This is a genomic window from Salipiger sp. ABF4_146 (assembly GCF_056161345.1).
In genome coordinates this window covers 1-21228 of sequence record NZ_JBSWYX010000013.1, presented here as the reverse complement: position 1 = coordinate 21228, position 21228 = coordinate 1, and the positions used below count along the sequence as shown (strand labels likewise).

The following is a 21228-nucleotide window of genomic DNA, read 5'->3' as shown; positions in this document are numbered from 1 at the left end:
GGACCAAGAAGGCAGGACCATGAAGATCGGTACCATTCTCCGCTCCCCGCTGCTGCATTTCTTCGTGTTGGGTGGGCTTGTCTTCGGCCTCTACGCGGTGACGGCCCCGCCCGAGGCCCCCGCGCCCCGCGACGATGTGTTGCAACTCACCGAGGCAGAGATGAACCGCATGGCCGACGGTTTCCTTGCCGCCTGGGGCCGCGCGCCGACCGAGGCGGAATCCCGCGGCCTTGTGCGCGACTGGGCGATTGAGGAGGTGATGGTGCGCGAGGCGCTGGCGCTCGGGCTCGATAAGGGTGACGCGATGATCCGCAACCGCCTGCGTACCAAGATGGAATTTCTCGCAGAGGCCCCCGCCGCCGCCATGACGCCGGACGACGCGGCGCTGCAAGCGTATTACTCGGAGAACGCCGCGGCCTACGCGCGCCCCGCGCAAGTCAGCTTCACGCAGGTGCTGCTGCCCGGCGATGCCACGACAGAGGAAGTTGCGGCGCTGCGCGCCGAGTTGGAGCAAGGCGCGGACCCCGCCGGGCTCGGGCAGACGACGATGCTGCCGCCGCGGCTCGAGGCGATGGCCACGCCGGCGGTGGAGCGCGTCTTTGGCGGCGGCCTCGGCACGGCAGTGGCCGAGTTGCCGGTCTCGGTCTGGTCCGGTCCGTTGCGCAGCGGCTATGGACAGCACCTGGTCAGGCTGGATGCGGTCGAGGCGGCGCAACTGCCACCGCTCGAAGGGCTGCGAGATAAGGTGATCGCCGACTGGCGCTCGGCCGAGGCGCGCAAGATGCGCAGCGCCTTCACCGACGAACTGCTAAGCCGCTATAGGCTGGACCTGCCCGGCGAAGACGCGGCGGAGCAGCCATGAGACAGTTTTTTGCCCTGATCCTGCTGCTGACCGCGGCGCTGCACCCCGGTTGGGCAAAGGCCCATGCCCTCGATCCCGGCTTTCTTGAGCTGTCGGCCATGGAAGGCGCACAATGGCGGGTGAACTGGCGGATGCCCGACGTGAGCGGACGCCCGATGCCGATCAGCCCGCGCCTGCCCAATAATTGCCAACAGACCCCGGCGCCCGATCCCGCGTTCGACGGGAGGGCCTGGGTCACCTCGTTTCTCGCCACGTGCCCCGAGGGGCTGGCCGGCGGCAGCATCGGCATCGACGGGCTGGAGCGCACGCGCACCGACGTGCTGGTGCGCTATGAGCTGGAGCCGGGGCAAGCGCAGACGCAGCGCCTCACGGCAGGATCGCCGGAGTTCACCGTTCCTGCCGATCTGGGACCCGGCGCGGTCTTTGCCAGCTACGTCGCGCTGGGGGTGTCGCATATCCTCGAGGGGGTCGATCACCTGCTCTTCGTCTTCGCCCTGCTGCTGCTTGTACGCCAGCCTCGGAGGCTGCTCTGGGCGATCACCGCCTTCACGCTGGCGCACAGCCTGACGCTCGCCGCCGCGACTCTGGGCCTGCTGCGCCTGCCCTCGGCCCCGGTCGAGGTGGTGGTGGCACTGTCGATCGTCTTTCTGGCCTACGAACTGGCGCTGCCGCCGGACCAGCGCGATCCCGTCTCCGAGCGGTTTCCCGCGCTGGTGTCCTTTGGCTTCGGGCTGGTACACGGGCTTGGATTTGCTGGCGCGCTGCGCGAGATCGGCCTGCCGCAGTCCGACATTCCGCTGGCGCTGCTGTCGTTCAACGTGGGGGTAGAGTTGGGACAGCTGATATTCGTCGCGCTGGTGCTGACGCTGGGCTATTTTGCGCGCCGCATGGCACCGGTGCTGGCCGAGCACGGCAGGCGGCTGAGCCGTCTCGCCAGCTACGGCATCGGCAGCATCGCGGCCTTCTGGGTGATCGAGCGGATCAGCGCGTTCTGACCGGACCGACACCGATGTCTTCCGAGCCCTTGGTGCCGGCGAGATGACCTGACAGGCGTCGACGGACACACCCGCGCGTTCTGCGGCGGACTATCTGGTGCGGGACCATGAACATCCGGCTTGCTGGCGGTGTTTCAGCCGCAGGAGCATTCCAGTACTGCAGCGCTCGGCGAAGCGCGTTTGAACGGTCCGGCACACTCTGGCTGGACCGCTGAGGCATGGCCGGCCTTTGCCCCACTGCGAAAATGACCTCCAGTGCCGTCCGTGATCTTCCGCCCGTAGAGATTTCATTTATGGGTCAGGCTCATAACTCAAATCGGCAAAGCGCGGGCGACAGCACGGTGGCCGTGCTTTAGCCTTCGCGGATTGCCCGCACCAAAGATCAGGAGAGCCAGTTAATGTTTGCCACCGTGATGGGGATCATCGGCGCCTATGTCGCGCTGCGTGTGATCGGGCCGCTGGGACTGCCGGTTTGGAGCAAGCTGTTGCTTGGCCTCTTGATCCTGCTGCTGGCCGAGAACCACCTGCTGACGAAACTGGCCTATGGCAACATGTTCTCGCTGGAACTCCCGCGCGCCATCGTCATCGCGGTGAATGTCGGGTTTGGCGCGATCCTGATCACCGCAGCACTGCACGTGCTGCTTGATGTGGTGATGCTGCTACGCTCGCTCGTGCTCTGGCAGTGGCGCCCGCTTTCGCCGGGCTGGAGCACCGGCGCCGTGGTTCTTGGCCTTGCGCTCGCCGGGGTCGGCGTGGCCAATGCCGTGCGGCAGCCGGCGCAGAAGGATCTGGCCTTCGAGATCGCCGATCTGCCCGCGAGCTTCAGCGGCTATTCGGTCATCCATCTGACCGACATCCACCTGAGCCGCCTGTTCCACCGCCCCTTCGCCGAGACACTGGTGGCGCGGGTCAATGCGCTTGAGCCGGATCTCATCGTGATCAGCGGCGACCTGATCGATGGCTATCTCGACGTGCGGCGCGAGGATGTGGCGCCGCTTGCCGGTCTGTCGGCCCGAGACGGGGTCTATGTCAGCCCCGGCAACCACGAGTACTATTTCGGCTATGACAGCTGGTGGGCCACCTACCAAGAGCTTGGCATGCAGCCGCTCGCCAATGCCCATGCGCGGATCGAGCGTGAGGACGGCGCCTTGGTAATCGCCGGCCTCACCGACCTCGCCGCAGGGCGTTTCGGGCTGCCCGCGCCGGATATCGACCGCGCGCTCGCCGGGGCGCCGGAGGATGCGCCGATCGTTCTGCTCAACCACCAGCCGCAACAGGCCCGGGCAATGGCGTTGCGCGGCGTCGACCTGCATCTGTCGGGCCACACGCATGGCGGCATGGTGGTCGGGCTAGCATCGCTCATTGCCCGCTTCAACGAGGGGTTCATCTCGGGCCATTACGCCGTGGACGACATGCATCTCTATGTCAGCAATGGCACGGCGCTCTGGCCCGGCTTCGCGCTGCGCCTTGGCGTGCCATCGGAGCTGACCCGCATTGTGCTTCACCCGCGCGGCTCTGGCGCGGGGCGGGACGGGGCCGGTGCGATGACCGTGGGCAGCTGACCTCCGGTCGCCACAGCACTTCGTCTGCCACCGGCCAGCGACGCTGGTGCGCCTGCGGACCCCGACCGTTTTGGCGGCCGCGCCGCGCTTCGGGCGCCCGCCAAGGCTTGCGCAGTCAGCCAGCCTCGCCCGCAGTGCCGACCAGAGCACGCAGACCCGCGCGCAGGCCGCGCAGGCTCAGTTCGGGCGATACGTCGATCCATTCGTCGAGCCTGTGCATCGCACCACCATCGCCGCCATGCGAGAACTTCACCGCCGGGATCCCCAGCGACATCGGGATGTTGGCGTCGGTGGACGAGCAGGTCAGTTCGGGCTCGAACCCCTCGGCGCGGATCGCGGCGAGGCTTGCTTGGACGATGCGGGCGGTTTCCGGCGTCTGGCCCGCGGGACGATCACCAAGGGTGATGAGGTCGGCAGAGATTGCCCCGCTTTGGGTCCCGCAGCGGGCGTTCTCGCGCGCGACGGCTGTCTCGACCAACGCGCGCACCTTAGCGTCCAGTTGCTGGAGTTCGGCCATCCCCTCGGAGCGGAGATCAACACCGACAGACACTTCATCGGGGATCGAGTTGATGGCGGTGCCGCCGGCCAGAGTGCTGGCGCAGAACGTCGTGCGCGGTGTGTCGGGCACCGAGATCTCGGCCATGCCCGACAGCACCGTGCCCAGTGCGATGGCCGGATTGGGCCGCCCGAAATCGTTGAGGCTGTGGCCGCCGGGGCCGCGCAGCACGACGCGGTAGCGCCGCGATCCGATCGCACGGATGGTCAGATCCTCGGTCCGGATGTCGTCGAAGGTGAAGAATCCGGCGATCCGGTCCTTCCAGCGGCCTTCGGTGCAGAGATGGCGGATGCCGCGCAGGTCTCCAAGGCCTTCCTCGCCGACGTCAGCAACGAAAAGGATGTCGTGCTCGGTGTCCAGCCCCGCGGCGTTCATCGCGCGCGCAAAGGCAAGAAGCGCCGCAAGACCGCGCACATCGTCGGCGATGCCCGGCGCGCGCAGGATGTTGCCCTCGCGCTGGACGGTCAGATCGGTCTGGGCTGGAAACACCGTATCGAGGTGGGCCGCCGCGACGATCACCGGGCCGCCCTCCGGGGCGCTGCCGCGGCGCAGCGCCGTGACATTGCCGATGGCGTCGACCTCTGGCTCGAGTCCCTCGGCGCGCAGCATCTCGGCATAGACCCGGCCGCGCTCTGTCTCGTCAAAGGTGGGCGCGGGGATTTGCACGAGGCTGACGATATCCTCGACGAAGCGGTCATGCATGTCTTCTAGGGACGAAAACGCAGCCTCAAGGGCTGCGCTTGCGGCGGCGGGGCCAGTGTCTTTCATCTGTGGCGGGCCTTTCCGTAGGACTTGGGTCAGCTGCCGACAACGTCTTCCAGCGCCTTCGAAACCTTCGTCGCGATCCACAGGATCTGCGCCGGTTCTTCGGACACGGAATAGACCGCGTGGTCCATGTTGCTGTCGAAATACGAGCTGTCGCCCGGTTTCATAAGCGCGGGGGCGTAGTGTTCGGTGTGCAGGACGACTTCGCCGGAGAGCACATAGAAGAACTCCTCGCCGGCGTGATTTGCCATCTTGCGGAAATCCTCGATGCTGCGCGCGTGCAGCGTTGTCAGCAGCGGTACAAAGGCGCGATGGGCGAGATCGGCGCACAGCAGTTCGTACTCGTAGTTACCGCTGCGGTGGCGCGGCCCCTCGCCCGCGTGCGTGATGGCGCGACGACCGTTGACGCTGGGCGGGGCCTTGGAGTGGAACAGAGCGGTCAGGTCGACGCCCAGTCCGGCGGCCAAGCGCGTCAGCGTGTCGTAGGTGGGCGAAGTCTGGCCGTTCTCGATCTTCGACAGCGTTGATATCGAGACGCCGCTGCGGTTGCCGAGGTCGGACAAGGTCATGCTCTGCTGCTGCCGCAGGCGCTGCACCTTGCTGCCGATCGACACCTGCTGTGCCGGTCCCTTCCGTTGAGTGCTCGCCATACTCTACCCGCTCCCTTGCCAGACGCCTATCGAGACCACGGCCTCTTTCTCCTGATCGCTAAATTTTTCGAGAAGGAAAATCGAAACTTCCGTTTTCCAGCGATTCCCTTGGGTGACATCTCGAATTTGATCAATAAGTAAGCCTTTTTGACCATAATTGCGCACAATTCTCAGGCACATCTGGTTCAATCTCGAAAATAACACGAGAATCCGACAGAAGTTTTTCCAATTCGAAAATTTTTGCGTTTTGAAGATGCGGAACTTTGGATCTGGAAAGGCGTAAGATGACCGCAAAGACTTACCGGGTGGGGATCGACATCGGTGGCACCTTTACCGACTTCGTTCTCACGGACACACGGACCGGCGAGATTCAGCTCTACAAGCACCTGACCACCCCGGCTGACCCCTCGCTTGGCGCTCTCAAGGGCCTTTCCGAACTCCTAGAACGTGCGGACCTTGCGCATGCCGATCTCGCAGAGATCGTTCACGGCACCACGCTGGTCACCAACGCGGTGATCGAGCGTAAGGGCGCGCCGGTGGGTATGATCACCACGCAAGGCTTCCGGGACATCCTCGAGATGGGCACCGAGCAGCGCTACGACATCTACGACCTGACGCTGGCCTTCCCAGAGCCGCTGGTGGCCCGCGCCTGGCGCCGCGAAGTCGCGGGCCGGATCACGGCCGATGGCAGCGAACTGACCCCGCTCGACGAAGCCGCCGTGCTGCGCGAGGCCGGTGAACTGGTCGCCGCGGGCGCCAAGGCGATCGCCGTGGCGTTCATGCACGCCTACCGCAATCCGGCACAAGAACAGCGCGCCGCCGAGCTGATCCGCGCCGCGCACCCCGAGGTTTCCGTTTCGATCTCCTCCGACGTCGTCGCAGAGATCTCCGAGTATCAGCGTTTCGTCACCACCTGCGCCAACGCCTACGTGCAGCCGCTGATGAACCGCTACCTGCAACGCTTCGAAAGCGAGCTCGCCGCGCATGGCTTTGAAGGCGACTTCCGCCTGATGTCCTCTGCGGGCGGTCTGGTCTCCTCGCGCACCGCGCGTGAGCTTCCCATCCGCCTGCTGGAATCCGGCCCCGCCGGTGGTGCGCTGGCAACCGCGTGGTTCGGCCTCGCCGTGGGCAAGGAGAACGTGATCTCCTTCGACATGGGCGGCACCACCGCCAAGGCCTGCATGATCGAGAATGGCCGCGCGCATATCGCGTCGTTCCTCGAAGCAGGCCGCACGCATCGCTTCAAGAACGGCTCGGGCCTGCCGATCAAATCGCCGGTTGTCGACATGATCGAGATCGGCGCGGGCGGCGGGTCGATCGCCTCGATCGACGCCGTCGGTCTGATGCAGGTCGGCCCCCACTCCGCCGGCGCGGCCCCCGGCCCCGCCTGCTATGGGCAGGGCGGCGACAAGCCGACCGTGACCGACGCCTCGGTGGCTCTGGGCTATTACAACCCCGACAACTTTCTTGGCGGGCGCATGACGCTCGACAAGGCGGCGGCCGAGACCGCCATCGGCACGCTGGCCGGTCCGCTGGGCATCGGCACGATGGACGCAGCCTGGGGCATCCACCAGACCGTGGCCGAAAGCATGGCCTCGGCCGCACAGATCCACCTTGTCGAAAAGGGCAAGGACCCGCGCGCCTATTCGATGATCGGTTTCGGCGGTGCCGGCCCGGCCTTCGCGGCGAAGGTCGCGCGCATCCTCGGCGTCGGCGAGGTGATCATTCCGCCCGCTTCCGGTGCCGCATCGGCCTTCGGGTTCCTGACTGCACCGCTGTCTGTGGACATGGTGCGCTCGCGCCCGATGGACCTCTCGGAAGCCCTGGCCTCGGGCGAACTGTCTCAGGTGCTGGCCGACATGGCCTCCGAGGCGAAAGCCGAACTTGCAGCGTCGGGTGTCGCAGAGGCCGACATGGTGGCCGAGCCCGCCGCCGACATGCGTATCCGCGGCCAGTTGCACGACATCACCGTACCGCTACCGCAGGGACCGCTGGGCCCGGATGCGCTCGAAACGATCCGGTCCGCCTTTGCGACCGCCTACTCCGAGCGTTACACCCGCGTGCCGACTGATGCGCAGATCGAGATCCTCTCGCTGCGTCTGCGTCTGCGCGGGCCGGAGCCGAAAATCACCATCACCATGGCCTCGGAAGGCGTGAACGCCGCCGCAGGTGCGGCCCTTAAGGGCACGCGTCAGACTTGGTTCGGCAGCGAATTCCTCGAAGCCAGCGTCTACGATCGCCGCACCCTGACCCCCGCCGATGAGGTTGTCGGCCCGGCGATCGTCGAAGAACCGGAGTCCACCACCATTGTCCCGCCGGGCGACGTGGCAACGCAGGACGCCGCCGGCAATCTGATCATCAAGGTCGCCGCTGCGGCACGTGCCGCGACACGCATCACCGCCGATACCCCGCGCGACGAGGCGATCAAGCTGCTCGAGGCCGATCCGATCACGCTGGAAATCATGTGGTCGCGGCTGGTCACCGTCGCGGAAGAGATGTGGCACACGGTCTGCCGCACGGCCTTCTCGCTGATCATCTCGGAGAGCCAGGACTTCGGCTGCGCCATCCTCGACCCCAAGGGCGAGACCATCGCTCACTCGGCGCGGGTGATGCCGGTGTTCAACCTGACACTGCCCTGGGCGGTGCGGCACATTCTCAAGACCTACCCCGCCGAAAGCATGAAACCCGGCGATGTCTACATCACCAACGATCCGTGGGAATGCGCCGGTCACCTCTTTGATCTGGCCATCGTCACCCCGGTGTTCTCGAACGGCAAGGTCGTTGCGCTGATGGGCACCGTGGGTCACGTCGGTGACATCGGCGGCCTGCGCGACGGTCTGTCGGCGACGCAGATCTTCGAAGAAGGCATGCAGATCCCGCCGATGAAGCTGATCCGCGAGGGCGTGGAGAACGAGGACCTGTTCCGCCTGATGGGCGAGAACATCCGCGACAGCGAGCAGGTTCTGGGCGATGTCCGGTCGCTGATCACCGCCAACGAGCGCGGCCAGCACCGGATCGAGACCTTCTTGTCGGAATACGGGCTTGAAGACCTCGAAGCCTTCTCCGAGGTGATCCAGTCCCGCTCCGAAGCGGCGATGCGCGCGGCGATCCGCGACCTGCCCGACGGGGTGTACACCTCGACGATCAGCAACAACCCGATGGGCGAGGTGATGACCTTCCCGCTTGAGCTGACGGTCAGCGGAGACACCATCGCGCTCGACTTCGACGGCGCACCGCCGGCGGTGACCAAGGGTGGCATCAACTGCACGCTGTCCTACACCAGCGCCCATGCCACCTACCCGCTGAAGTGCATGCTCACACCGAATGTGCGCGGCAACGCGGGCTGCTACCGTCCGTTCACCGTTTCCGCGCCGAAGGGCTCGATCCTGAACTGCGAGAAACCCTCGCCGGTCAGCCTGCGCACCCGCACCGGCTGGTATCTCGCGCCGAATGTCTTCCGCGCCATGGAGGACACCGCGCCCGACCGGGTGCAGGCCTTCTCGGGTCTGCCCAGCCTGCTGTCGTTCTACGGCCGCAACGACGAGGGCAAGATGTTCTACGAGCTTCTGCTGCTCGGTGCCGGACAGGGCGGCTCGGCCAAACAGGACGGCAAGTCTCCGATCCTCTGGCCGACCTCGGCGGCGACCACGTCGCTTGAGCTGATGGAAACCCGCATCCCCGTGCTGATCGAGGAAAAGAGCCTGATCCAAGACAGCGCCGGGGCTGGCGCGAACCGTGGCGGCCTTGGCGTCCGCGTCCGCGCACGCCGCCTCACCGATGGCAGCCCGATGCAGGCGATGGTGGCGCCAGAGGGCGTGAACCTGCCGATGGAGGGCGCCTTCGGTGGCACCCCGGGGCGCACCGCGCACGGCGTGCTGCGCAACGCGCAGGGCGAGGTGATCCACAACGTGGGCACCGGCGGCATGGTCGATCTGACCGACACCGACACCGTGGTCGAGCTTTGCCTCTCGGGCGGCTCCGGCTTCGGCAAGCCTGAAGACCGCGCCCTGGGCGCGATCGAGCGAGACCTCTCGGAAGGCTACATCAGCGCCGAGGCTGCCGAGACGATCTACGGCCTGTCCAAGCGCCGCAATTCGGCTGCCTGAGCCAGTGACCGGGCTGCGCGCGCGACTGCTCCCTGACGCGTGCGCAGCCCTCGGCGGGTCCGCCAAGGCGGTCCTGCCTCGAAGAATAAATTATATCCAACAGGAGTTTCTGCCATGAACCTCACCCGTCGCGCCCTGCTGGGCGGTGCCGCCGCAAGTGCCGCTTTGGCGCATCTCACCCCTGCCGCCCTCGCACAGGGCAGCAAGGTCATGGTGCTTGCCAGCGCCGTGGACATCCCCAATTTCGACCCGCATGTCGCCACCGGCTTCGCACCGGCGATGCTGTTCCGCAACGTCTATGACCCGCTGGTCCGCGTCTCCGGCAACCCGCCCGAGATCCAGCCGGGCCTCGCTTCGGACTGGACGCTCTCGGACGACGGTCTGGTCTACACCTTCACTCTGCACCCCGACGCGGTGTTCCACGACGGATCGCCGGTCACCGCCGAAGATGTGGTCTGGTCGATCGAGCGCATCCTGAAGCTGCAGCGCGGCAATGCGTGGATGATCGAAGGCATCGTCGCGCCGGGCGCGACCCGCGCGCTGGACGAGCGTACCGTCGAATTCACCCTGACCAAGCCCTATGCGCCTTTCTTGCAGGTGATGATCTGGATGTTCATCGTCAACAAGGACGCGGTCGAGCCCAACCTCGCGGATGATGACGGCCAGGCCTGGCTGATGAGCAACATCGCCGGCTCGGGCCCGTTCACCATCGGGCGCTACCAGACCGGCAACCTGTACCAGCTTATGCGCGCCGACAACGACTGGCACACCGGCGGCGGCAACCTCGACGGCGCGATCTGGAAGATCACCCGCGAGACCTCGACCCAGCGCCTGATGGTGGCGCGCGGCGAGGCGCATATGGCGATGGACCTTTCGGCCGAAGACATGAAAGCGCTCGAGGGCGCCGACGGCGTCGATCTGATTTACGAGACCGAGTACCGCACCTTCTCGATCAAGATGAACACGCAGGACGGCCCGCTGCAGGATCTGAACCTGCGCCGCGCCATCAGCTACGCCTACGACTATGAGGCGATGCTGGCCGCCGCCGGCCCCGCCGAACTGATGAACGGCCCGCTGCCCACCGGTATCCTCGGCTTCGACCCCGAACTTGAGGTGCCGCGCCGTGACATGGAAAAGGCCCGCGAGTATCTGGCGCAGTCGGACTATGCCGAGGGCGGCTTCACGCTGACCGCGCGCTACGCCGCAGGCTACGAGAACATGCGTCGCTGGGCCCTGATCTTGCTGGAATCGCTGAAGGAGTTGAACATCTCGCTCGACATTCAGCCGACCGCGTGGCCGGACATCGTGTCTTCGGTGGCGACGCCCGAAACGGCGCCGGACTTCCACTTCATTTTCCAGACCGCGAACTACGCCGACCCGGACAACATCGCCTACGCAGCCTACCACTCGTCGCGCAACGGCACCTGGCAGAACCCGACCTATGGCAACCCCGAGGTCGATACGCTGATCGAGGACGCCCGCGGCGAGATCGATGCCGAGGCCCGCGCCGAGATCTACGGCGAATTCCAACGCGCGGTGGTCGCCGATGCGCCGGACCTGTTCGGCGTGCTCGAAAAGCGCAAGCTGGCGCTGCGCGACAACGTGCAGAACTTCGTGTTTACGCCGGTCGCCGCCAACGCGGTGGAACTGCTGCCGCTGTCGCTGGACTGATCCAACCCGTTTGACGACACCGCCCCGGCCGACCCACGGCCGGGGCTTTCCTCACACTCCGAACCGGGGAGATCTCCATGCTCTGGTACGTGATCCGCCGCCTCTTGCTGATCATACCCACGCTGCTCGGCCTTTCGATGATCGTCTTCGCGATCGCCCGTCTGTTGCCGGGTGATCCCGTGGGCCTCGCCGCCGGGCCGAACGCCACCCCCGAGGTCGTTGCCTCGGTCGCTGCCGAATTCGGCTTGGATAAGCCCATCCCGGTTCAATACTGGAACTACCTCACCGGCCTTGTGCAGGGCGACTGGGGCGTCTCGCTGTTCACCCGCCGCCCGGTGGCCGCCGACCTTGCCGAGTTCGTGCCCGCCACGCTGGAGTTGGTGATCGCGGCGCTGCTGATCGCCGTGGTGGTGGGCATTCCGCTTGGTCTGCTGGCTGCGATCCGCCGCGATGGCATTTTCGACTATCTCACGCGCACCGTGTCGCTGGGGGCGATCGCCATGCCGCGCTTCTTCCTCGGTCTGCTGCTGCAATTGGCCTTCGCGATGGCGCTGAACTGGCTGCCGCTGTCTGGGCGCTTCCCGCTGATCGAGTTTCCGCCCGACCGGATAACGGGCTTCTACACCGTGGACGCGATCCTGATCGGCGACTGGCACGCGCTCGGCGTCGCCCTGCAGCATCTTGCGCTGCCGGCGATCGCGCTGTCGCTGTCGCCGCTGGCGACGATCCTGCGGATGATGCGCGCCTCGACCATCGAAGTGCTGCAGCAGGACTATATCCTGACCGAGCGGGCGCTGGGGATCCCCTCGTGGATCATCTTGTTCAAATACACCCTGCGCAACGCCGTCTCGGCGACGCTGACGGTGATCGGGCTGTACGTGTCTTGGCTGCTTGGCGGGACGGTGCTGGTCGAAACGATCTTCGACTGGCCCGGCATCGGCCTCTATTCGACCCAGGCGATCTTGGGACAGGACTTCATGCCGGTGATCGGCGTGACCCTCGTGATCGCCATGATCTACCTCGTCACCTCTGTGATCGTCGACATCCTCCAGGCGGTCCTCAACCCGAAGGTGCGCCTGCAATGAGCCAGTCCGACACCACTCTCCCCCGCGCCCAGCTCGCCCGTTCCGCCCGCGCCGAGGCGCGCGCCCGCGCGATCTATCGCTTCCGCCAGAGCCTGCTTTCGGTGATCGGCCTCGCAATTGCGGTGATCCTGGTCGCCGTGGCGTTGCTGGCGCCGTGGATCCTGCCCTATCCCGACGATGTGGCCGGCGCGGTGAACCCGGCGGAGGCCTTCCAGCCGCCCTCGGCCGCGCATTGGTTCGGCACCAACTCGGTCGGTCAGGACATTCTGACGCTGGTGATCTACGGCAGCCGCATCTCGCTGCTGTCGGGGCTGACGGTGATCGGCCTTGCGCTGATCATCGGCGGCACGCTCGGCGTAATCGCCGGCTGGGTCGGCGGCTGGATCGACGAGGTGATCATGCGCATCACCGACCTGCTACTGACCATCCCCTCGCTGATCCTTGCCATGGCCGTGGCCGCCGCGCTTGGCACCGGCATCTGGAACATGATCATCGCCATCACCATCACGTGGTGGCCGACCTACGCAAGGCTGGTGCGCGCCGAAGTCGCCGCAAAGAAGCAGGAGCAGTTCGTCATCGCCTCGCGCGTGCTTGGTGTCGGCCCGCTGCGGCTGATCGGGCGCCACGTGCTGCCCAACATCGTGACGCCGGTGGTGGTGAAAGCCTCGCTCGATGTGGGCTTTGCAATCCTGCTGGTGGCCTCGCTGGGATTCGTCGGCATCGGGGTCAAGCCGCCCACGCCGGAATGGGGCACCATGCTGGCCGAAGCGCGCAATTACATGCCGCAATACTGGTGGACGGCAATCTTCCCGGGCACCGCGATCTTTCTGGCCGTGCTGGCCTTCAACCTGCTGGGCGACGGTCTGCGCGACGTGCTCGACCCGCGCACCCGCCGCTGAGAGGAGCGACCGCATGGCATTGCTGGATATCTCCGACCTTCACCTTTCGATGCGCAGCTTCGAAGGCGAGACACCTATCCTCAAGGGCATCGACCTGACCGTCGAGCGCGGGCAGATCTGGGGCGTGGTGGGCGAAACCGGATCGGGCAAGTCGCTGACCGGGCTGACCATCTCGCGCCTGCTGCCAAGCGCCACGGCGCGCTATACCCGCGGGCAGGTCAGGTTCGACGGGCAAGACGTGCTGCAGGCCAGCGACCGCGACATGCGCGGCCTGCGCGGCGGCCGCATCGGCATGATCTTTCAGGACCCGACGACCAACCTGAACCCAAGCTTCCGCATCGGGACGCAGATGGTTGATGCGGCGCTGCACGCGGCGCGCGACAAGCCTGAAATTCTTGGCCTTACAGGGCGCGAGTCGCGCCGGGCCCGCCGACGCGCCGCCTGGGATGCCAGCGTCGCGCTGCTCGAGAGCTTCGGGTTGCACGACGCCGAGGATCGCATGTCGAGGTTCCCGCAAGAGTTCTCTGGCGGGATGCGCCAGCGTGTCCTGATCGCGATGGCGATGATCGGCCAGCCCGACCTGCTGATCGCCGACGAGCCGACCACGGCGCTCGACGTCTCTGTGCAATCGCAAATTTTGCGGTTGATCCACCGTCTGGTCGAGGAGCGCAACATCGGGGTGATGTTCATCACCCACAATCTCGGGGTGGTGGCGCAGCTGTGCTCGCATGTGGCGGTGATGTACCGCGGCCGCATCGTCGAGCGTGGCCCGGTGAGCAAGGTGCTCAAGGCGCCCGAGCACATCTACACGCGCGCGCTGATGGATGCGATCCCGACAGCGCGGGCCGAAATGGACACATTGCGCGGCATCGACGGGCCGCTGCGTGACCGCATCGAGGCCGAAATCGCTGCAACCGCTAAGGAGACCGCCGCATGACCACCCCGCTTCTGAAGATCGAAGGACTGGGCCATGTCTACGGCGGCCGCCGCGGGCTGTTCGGCACGTCCAAGGCGTTCCGGGCGCTGACCGGCATCGACATCTCTGTCGCGCGCGGCGAGAGCTTTGGCCTTGTCGGCGAAAGCGGTTCGGGCAAAACCACCCTGACCCGCAATATCCTCGGGCTCGAACGTCCCTCCGAGGGGCACGTGCTGTTTGATGGGCATCCGGTCGTAGACCTTGGCCGCGGCGGTGAACGCCGGCTGCGGCGCCGGATGCAGATCGTGTTTCAGGACCCGCAGGCCTCGCTCGATCCGCGCATGACCATCCATGACACCATCTGCGAGGCGCTGGTGATCCATGGTCCCGACCTGGGTCTGCCGCGCAGCGATTACACCCGCAGGGTGCTTGAATTGCTCGAGGCCGTCGGGCTGGGGCGCGAGCATCTCTACCGCCATCCGCACGAGTTCTCCGGGGGTCAGCGTCAGCGTATAAACATCGCGCGCGCCCTCGCGGTGCAACCCGAGTTGCTGATCCTCGACGAGCCGACCTCTGCGCTCGACGTGTCGGTGCAGGCGGACATCCTCAACCTACTGAAGCGGCTGCAGGCAGAGCTTGGGCTGACCTATTTTTTCATCAGCCACGACCTCGGTGTCATCCGCTACACCTGCGACCGCGTGGCGGTGATTGAGCGTGGCCAGATCGTCGAGCAGGGTCCGGTGGCCGAGATCTTCGACACCCCGTCGCAGGACTACACCCGCAAGCTGATGGACGCGATCCCGGACCCGGACCCGGATGTTTCGCCGCTGCGGCGCCTCGGCTGAGCGCCGCGGCATCCCGGGCAAACCCTTCCAAGAGCTGGACCGCTTCGGTGCAGCAAACCGCTGCGCCGGGCATTCGCCTGTGCCTGCTCGGAATCGTCACTGAAGCGCGCTTTTCATATTGGGCTGCCTGACCGTCGCGCACTCCCGCGCGGCGCGCAGCCCGAAGGCGGTCACAGACAACCAGCAACCAAGACAGTGCACGCGTCTTGCAGTCGCAAGGAGGCCGTGGACAGTCTCTGCCGCGTCCCGAGAGATGGCGCTACGCCCTTGACTTGGTCCGTGCAAGGCTCTTCTTGTCGCTCATGACTGACCTTTCGACCCAATTTCTGGATGAACTCGGCCTCGACGAGGCTGCCCGTCCCAAAGCGCCGCCGGTCCCTGCGGCAACCGACGCCCATCGCCGCCAAGGAAGACAACTGGCGGCAATCCACCGTCACTACCTGATGGAGATGGGCCAAATCGGTGCGGTCCTGACGCGGATCGAAGCGGGCGGGACACCGCCTGAGCACCTAGAAAGGATCGTGCTCTCACTCGACATGGCTGAGAATTTTCGGGCCTTTGGATCGCTGTGCGGACGCGAATGCCAAGTGCTCAAGTTTCACCATGACATAGAAAACACCGACATGTTCCCCCGGATCGAGGCCGCAGGCGGAGGAAAGTTCCTTGAGATTGTGGCGAAACTGAAGTCGGAGCACGAAGTGGTCCATGAACTGATCGTGCGCCTTGGTCGTGCCGCCGCCGAACTGGCGGAGGACCCTCGAGAGGAGAACTTCGTTCAGGCTGCCACAATCTTTCGAAAATTGGATCAGGTCGTACGCTCCCACTTCGGCTATGAGGAAACCGAACTGGCGGAGGCCATCGGCTATTACCTCGGGTCGGTCTGACGCCGCACCCCGGGTGCCACACCAACCTTCGGATCAAAGGCGCGTGCGCCCCAACCAGCCGAAGAGGGCGTGCCGTGTTTTTCCGCAGCGCGCTTGCGTAAACGTCAGCCGCGGTCCGAAAGCATTCGAGCGCCCGTTGTCCAGAACACGCTATCTCATCTTGGCAGAGCAGCCAGAAAGCCAAAGGACGGCCCGACCTCGAGCGCAGGCGAAGCCTCTGTTGCAGGCTGGCTGCCCCTAGGCCAGCGCCGCGCCAACTCTGAAAGCCGCCCGGAACGAACCGTTTCGGACGGCTTCCAGAGGCCGCGAGGCACGGGCTGGTGGCCTCTGCACGCAATGATCTTTGAACATCCACTCGGCACACGGGGCTGCGGCTGCGGCTGCGGCTGCGGCTGCGGCTGCGCTGAGCGTCTACGGCGGGCGAATTGTCACAAGGGCAGCGCCGACACGATCGACGGTGTCTGTCGCGGCGCATCGGTGCTAGCGTCGGGTTTGGAGCAACACGAGATTGGACAGATGGCCCAACTGACTGAAGAAGGCGATGCGATCGTCGCCGATATCGCAGCCCGCCATGGGATCAGTGGCGATGCTGCCACGCACATGCTCGTTGCCGTGTCCGCCGGGCATGGCACGCAGGCGCAATTTAACCACCCCGAGCTTGGCGGCATGGGGCAATGGTCACTGGGCGGGATGACGATGGTCGGTGACATGTTCAACAATGGCCTAAAGGCGCGGGTCGATACGCTTTGCACGGAGCTCTCGGGGATCGTTCAGCAGCACAGCCTTTTCGCCGCGCCGGTTTCCTCGCAATCGCAATCGCAAAGCGGAACGCCTGACGTGTCCGGGGTCAGCCTATTCGTGCAGGAGAGCAACGACTGGCCCGCTGACCTCGGTCAGCCGTCGTCCGTCGGAACGCAAAATGACCTGCGCTACGCCTATTTCCCCGACAAACGCAGGCTGGCTGTCAAGGTAGGAGGGCAAACCACGGTCTACGACACCGGCGAGCACCGGATCGGCGGCTTTGGACAGGCGCAGGGCTCCGGCCAGAGTCTGACCTTTACCAGCCAGTTCGGGCTCGTGCAGATCTCGGACTTGCCGATCGTCGATGGCGGCTCACCGGCGTTGCAAGACAGCGCCCAACTGCCGTGCTCCGAAGCGGCTGTCGCGGCCGCCCCACCCCCTACCCCAACGGCCGGAGCGGAACAGCAACCTGCGCCGACCGTCGAGCCCGCTCCGGCCATGGATGACGACCAGGTTTTCAGCCGGATAGAACGGCTCGCGGGTCTGTTCGAAAAGGGTATCCTCACCAAAGAAGAGTACGAGGCGAAGAAGGCTGAACTTCTGGCGCGCTTGTAGGGTCCCGTTACGAACAATCGCCCGGTGCTCCCGGTGGCTTGGACGTGGGGCATGGCCATAAAGGCCACTCTTTCTCGCCCGATAGGCAAGGTCGCGCCGCGGCTAGAGACCAAATTCGTCGCATGATGCGCACTCAGGGCACGACTCGTAAATGATGCGGAGACCTCGACACAAGGATGAGCCCACACGCGCATCACCACCGATCTCACGACGGCCCGCCGCTTCTCGCGCCCCAGCATCGGGTTTCTTGCGCCAGAGGCGACAACGGTCTGGTCTCTCCAGTCCAGATAAACCGCGAGGTCAGCTTCGCGCAGAACCGGACGATCAGCCCACCATCTTGGTCGGGCGCGTCGCTGAACAGACCTGACATCTCAGATCGCGCTGTGTAGCCTGCCCCTATTGTTTAGAGGGCGTCACGATGACCGATCCAAATCGCATCTCCGGCCATTACCATTCCGGAAACCTGCTCAAGAGAATTTCTGACGTTTGCAGGGCACTCAATCTGGCGCCGCCGATGCCTCGGGACGCATTGGCTCCGGTAGACGAGTTTCATATTGGCGGGCGCCTCGCCACCAAACCTTTTGTGCAGGCTCTGGGTCTTACGCCTGGCAGTCGGGTTGTCGATCTCGGATGCGGGCTTGGAGGCCCGGCACGCTACGTGGCCGAGACCACCGGAGCCCATGTGACCGGCATCGATCTGACTCCCGAGTTTGTGGAAACCGGGCAAACGCTCACGGAATGGACGGGTCTTTCTGATCAGGTTCGGCTCATCGAAGGGAGCGTACTTGATCTGCCGCTGGAGGCAGCCTCCATGGACGCCGCGTACATGATCCATGTCGGTATGAACATTGCAGACAAAGTGGCGGTGGCGCGGGAGGCAAAGCGCGTGCTCAAACCCGGCGGCATTTTTGCGATCTACGACGTGATGCAAGTCGGAGAAGGAGCCATGGACTATCCAACGCCATGGGCTTCTTCCCCGGAGCAGAGCGCGCTTGCCTCACCCGAGACGTATGACACGATCTTGGAGACGGTTGGCTTCGAGGTGACGGACCGCATCGACCGCACTGAATTTGCCGAACAGTTCTTTGCAGAGCTTGCTGCTGCACAAGCCCGTGCGGGCGGCCCTCCGCCCTTAGGTCTGCATCTTGTCATGGGTGATGATACCGCACTCAAGGTGCAAAACATGGTCCGAAACATCGCGGGGGGAGTGATTGCGCCGATTGAGATCCATGCGCGTCTGCCGGTTTAATGTCATTCTGGCCATGGCGCGATAACAACCAGGCACACGCCGGAGACACAAGGTGGTCTCAAGCCGGGCGCGACCTCCTAGGGGCGCACAGTTGCACCGAAATGCAGTTAGCCCGCCAAATCAGCAAGGTTGGCGTCAAGCAGCGCCTGTTGATCAACCGGAGCGAGTCCCTCATCGAGGACGTCGCAAAGCACTTCGAAGACCGCGGCGGCCAGACCGTCCGACGCGGTCTGCCAGATCCATTCTGACCCCGCCATTGCAAGATCTATGAGGTCGCCCCGCGCCGCCTCCAACTGGGTCTCTGGCAGATCGAGCGTGACGCTCACATCGCCGAAGCCCTGCCGAGGCAGGTTCGCGTCTTGCGCATAGCGCTCGAATTTGGTGAAAAATTCCTGCTGGATTCCGGAAGAGACTGCACGCCTCACGATTTCTAGGATCGGACGCAGCAAGTCCTTGGCCTGCTTGCCGCCATCCACGGCCTCCAACGCATCCAGCATCTCTGTCTGTCCGCGGAGAGTCGTCGGTAAAGTCAGTTCAAGTCTCACTCTGCAGAAAAGCTTTCGGCAATGGTCATTCCGCTGAACTTATCCTGCCGGGAGGCCATTGCAAGGTCAGTCCGGAGAGCTTCGATAAACGACAGCGGGGCGCTGAATTGGTAAAAGCTCCGCTGCGATCCTTTCGGCCGACATAAAGACAGGGCGTGTCGCCGCGCTGGACGGCCTATGACGCCGTAAAATTCGCACGCGAACTTACCGGCAGTGTTTCAATGATCGCCCAACAGCGCGCCTATACCTCTTTGGTCAGGGACACGCCCGCCTGCCCCACCGCGCAGGTTCGCCCGAGTACCACGAGCCAACCGTAAGCTCGCCGTTTTCTCGAAGCTATTTTTTTGGGTGGCGGTTGAAATGCTGCACTGCAGCATTCATATCGATTGGGAACAACGAAACACCAGAGGAGGATCTCATGACTGCTCAGAACGAATTCGCCAAAATGTTCAGCGCGATCCCGAACGTGTGCAACCCGGACCTGACGAAGGGCGGACTGGCATCGGTCGCCGAGTACAACGCGAAGATCAGTGATGTGACGCTCAGTGCCGCCGAGAAGTCGAACGAGGTGATGACGGCCTCGACCAAGAAAGCGCTCGGCAACATGCGCGACCTGACAACGGTGCACGAACCTTCGGCCTATGGCCAAGCCTTCGCGGGCTTCGTGCAGGCGCAGATGGAACTCGCCCAGAGCACAGCGGCGCAGCTTTTCGAAGTCGCGCAAGGCGCGGGCGAGCAGATGGGCACGGTGTCTGCTGGCGCAGCTGAAGAGGCCGAGGCGACCGTCAAGAAGACAACCAATGCAGCCTCGGCGCGCAAAACGGCCTCTGCACCCGCCTGAGGCGGGCTGGAATTCCGCTTTCGGAGGGCACGTCCGCGCCGGTTGTGCCCTCTGCATCTTACGGCGCCCCTTCCGGACAGGGCGTTGCCGCGCCGACGTGGCATCTTTCCCTCCCCTCTTGAGACATTCAAGAGGGCCCGCCGAAATGGTCGGCGCTCACGCGTGGCATTGCAACGACCCCATCACGGGAGGCGCGGCACCCGGTCTGCCTTGCCGCAAAGGCCGCGGGCCGCGGGCGCACTGAAGAGCTCGCGATGCGCCAGAAGATGGCGCTCGCAAGTCACTGTCCGAGCCATACCCTGCCCAGTCCTGTGCCATGTCGACCATCAGCCAACCTCGCCCTTCGCCCTCGTCGAGCCCGCGAGCGAGTTGCCCGACGTGGCTGTCGCGGTCATAGGCGAACTACCGATCCGCGTCGGTGTGATGCACCAGCAAGCCCAAGGATGGCCCGCCTTCGGAGGTCGTGTATTCCAGCATCATAAAGTCGCCATCCGAATTGCCCGCAGCAAAAATCGGGCGTTGCCCGATATGCCGCATGATCCCGACCGGTTTGTCCTCCGTGTCATCGAGAAAGGTTATGCCATAGTTCTTCGTGAGGGTCGGCGCGCCGTCGATGACGTCATAGCTGGTGTCGCCTTCGGTGCCGACCACCTGCCACGGGGGAATCCCGTAGGTGTCTGCGGCGAAGGCGCGAATGAAGTCGATGCCGCCCCCCGAGACGATATAAGTCGCGAAACCTTCGTCGCGGAGATAGCTCAGGAACTCAAGCATAGGCTTGAGCCAGCCCCTTCGAAGTGGTCCACCCACGAAGCGTGAAATCCGATAGGATTTCGTCGAACAGGAGGACTACGGAATGGCTGGAAAGCGAGAGAAGCCGGAAGACATTGTCACCAAGCTGCGCCAGGTCGAGGTGCTGCACGGCCAGGGCCTGTCGATGGCCGATGCGGTGCGCCAGATCGGGATATCGCAGCACAGGTTCTACCGGTGGCGGAAGCAGTATGGCGGGATGAACCGGGCACAGTTGTCGCGGCTGAAGGAGCTCGAGAAGGAGAACCTGAGGCTGCGGCGGGCGGTGTCCGACCTGACGCTCGAGAAGCTGATCCTGACCGAGGCTGCACGGGGAAACTTCTAAGCCCTTCGCGCCGCCGGGAGTGCGTGGAGCATGTGTGCGAGACACTCGGCATCTCCGAACGCCGGGCTTGCCGGGTGCTCGGCCAGCACCGCTCCACGCAGCGCAAGCCGCCCCAGGGCCGGGAAGACGAGGCGCGGCTGACCGCCGACGTCATCGAGCTGGCTCGGGAGTATGGCCGCTACGGCTACCGCCGGGTCGCCGTGCTGCTGCGGCGTGCCGGCTGGCAGGTGAACCACAAGCGGGTGGCGCGCATTTGGCGGCGCGAAGGGCTCAAGGTCCCACACAAGCAAAAGAAACGCGGCCGCCTCT

The 21228-nt window shown here is 64.9% G+C and carries 17 protein-coding genes and 1 pseudogene; 14 read left to right on the top strand and 4 right to left on the bottom strand.

What is annotated here, in order from left to right; all coding sequences use genetic code 11:
• Positions 1–19: 19 nt before the first annotated feature.
• From ACXAJT_RS18325 to ACXAJT_RS18315, 3 genes are all read left to right on the top strand, one after another.
• Positions 20–862 (top strand): peptidyl-prolyl cis-trans isomerase, encoded by an 843-nt coding sequence (locus tag ACXAJT_RS18325; protein ID WP_475237490.1) that lies wholly within the window; start codon positions 20–22, stop codon positions 860–862.
• Entirely contained in the window at positions 859–1857 is a 999-nt protein-coding gene (locus ACXAJT_RS18320; RefSeq protein ID WP_475237489.1) for a HupE/UreJ family protein, read from the top strand. Before ACXAJT_RS18325 ends, ACXAJT_RS18320 begins: the two co-directional genes overlap by 4 nt.
• A 398-nt stretch (positions 1858–2255) precedes the next feature.
• The gene (locus ACXAJT_RS18315; protein ID WP_475237488.1) at positions 2256–3419 is read left to right on the top strand and encodes a metallophosphoesterase; all 1164 of its coding nucleotides are present in this window, start codon (positions 2256–2258) and stop codon (positions 3417–3419) included.
• A gap of 115 nt (positions 3420–3534) precedes the next feature.
• Here the strand turns inward: ACXAJT_RS18315 and ACXAJT_RS18310 are convergent, their stop codons facing one another.
• On the bottom strand, positions 3535–4743 hold the full coding sequence (locus ACXAJT_RS18310; protein WP_475237487.1) for a M20/M25/M40 family metallo-hydrolase: 1209 nt from the start codon (positions 4741–4743) through the stop codon (positions 3535–3537).
• A 29-nt stretch (positions 4744–4772) separates the two neighbouring features.
• Entirely contained in the window at positions 4773–5390 is a 618-nt protein-coding gene (locus tag ACXAJT_RS18305) for a helix-turn-helix domain-containing protein (protein WP_475237486.1), read from the bottom strand.
• A 284-nt stretch (positions 5391–5674) separates the two neighbouring features.
• On the opposite strand from ACXAJT_RS18305, the gene ACXAJT_RS18300 reads away from it, so the two are divergent.
• The 9 genes from ACXAJT_RS18300 to ACXAJT_RS18260 all read left to right on the top strand — a co-directional run bounded on the left by ACXAJT_RS18300 (position 5675) and on the right by ACXAJT_RS18260 (position 18401).
• The gene (locus tag ACXAJT_RS18300; protein ID WP_475237485.1) at positions 5675–9496 is read left to right on the top strand and encodes a hydantoinase B/oxoprolinase family protein; all 3822 of its coding nucleotides are present in this window, start codon (positions 5675–5677) and stop codon (positions 9494–9496) included.
• Between the two features lie 114 nt (positions 9497–9610).
• Positions 9611–11167 carry an ABC transporter substrate-binding protein gene (locus ACXAJT_RS18295; protein WP_475237484.1) on the top strand — a complete coding sequence of 519 codons (1557 nt, stop codon included), beginning with the start codon at positions 9611–9613 and terminating at the stop codon, positions 11165–11167.
• A gap of 77 nt (positions 11168–11244) precedes the next feature.
• Entirely contained in the window at positions 11245–12252 is a 1008-nt protein-coding gene (locus tag ACXAJT_RS18290; RefSeq protein WP_475237483.1) for an ABC transporter permease, read from the top strand.
• Positions 12249–13151, top strand: a complete 903-nt coding sequence (locus ACXAJT_RS18285; protein WP_475237482.1) for an ABC transporter permease — start codon at positions 12249–12251, stop codon at positions 13149–13151. The genes ACXAJT_RS18290 and ACXAJT_RS18285 overlap by 4 nt, the downstream gene beginning before the upstream one ends.
• A 13-nt stretch (positions 13152–13164) precedes the next feature.
• Positions 13165–14088 (top strand): ABC transporter ATP-binding protein, encoded by a 924-nt coding sequence (locus ACXAJT_RS18280; protein WP_475237481.1) that lies wholly within the window; start codon positions 13165–13167, stop codon positions 14086–14088.
• Positions 14085–14912, top strand: a complete 828-nt coding sequence (locus ACXAJT_RS18275) for an ATP-binding cassette domain-containing protein (RefSeq protein ID WP_475237480.1) — start codon at positions 14085–14087, stop codon at positions 14910–14912. The genes ACXAJT_RS18280 and ACXAJT_RS18275 overlap by 4 nt, the downstream gene beginning before the upstream one ends.
• Positions 14913–15214: 302 nt before the next feature.
• A complete protein-coding gene (locus tag ACXAJT_RS18270; RefSeq protein ID WP_475237479.1) occupies positions 15215–15796 on the top strand; it encodes a hemerythrin domain-containing protein in 582 nt (193 codons plus the stop codon).
• Positions 15797–16312: 516 nt separating this feature from the next.
• Positions 16313–17152, top strand: coding sequence for an SHOCT domain-containing protein (locus tag ACXAJT_RS18265; protein WP_475237478.1), 840 nt, complete (start codon positions 16313–16315; stop codon positions 17150–17152).
• A 418-nt stretch (positions 17153–17570) separates the two neighbouring features.
• A complete protein-coding gene (locus tag ACXAJT_RS18260; RefSeq protein WP_475237477.1) occupies positions 17571–18401 on the top strand; it encodes a class I SAM-dependent methyltransferase in 831 nt (276 codons plus the stop codon).
• 107 nt (positions 18402–18508) lie between these two features.
• Here ACXAJT_RS18260 and ACXAJT_RS18255 read toward each other — a convergent pair whose 3' ends face one another.
• On the bottom strand, positions 18509–18898 hold the full coding sequence (locus tag ACXAJT_RS18255; RefSeq protein WP_475237476.1) for a hypothetical protein: 390 nt from the start codon (positions 18896–18898) through the stop codon (positions 18509–18511).
• Positions 18899–19364: 466 nt separating this feature from the next.
• Between ACXAJT_RS18255 and ACXAJT_RS18250 the strand changes: the two genes are divergently transcribed.
• Positions 19365–19787, top strand: a complete 423-nt coding sequence (locus tag ACXAJT_RS18250; protein ID WP_475237475.1) for a hypothetical protein — start codon at positions 19365–19367, stop codon at positions 19785–19787.
• A 402-nt stretch (positions 19788–20189) separates the two neighbouring features.
• On the opposite strand, the gene ACXAJT_RS18245 is transcribed toward ACXAJT_RS18250, so the two are convergent.
• A complete protein-coding gene (locus tag ACXAJT_RS18245) occupies positions 20190–20558 on the bottom strand; it encodes an HAD family hydrolase (RefSeq protein WP_475237474.1) in 369 nt (122 codons plus the stop codon).
• 82 nt (positions 20559–20640) lie between these two features.
• Between ACXAJT_RS18245 and ACXAJT_RS18240 the strand changes: the two are divergent.
• Positions 20641–21228, top strand: a pseudogene (locus ACXAJT_RS18240) (IS3 family transposase); the annotation flags it as partial.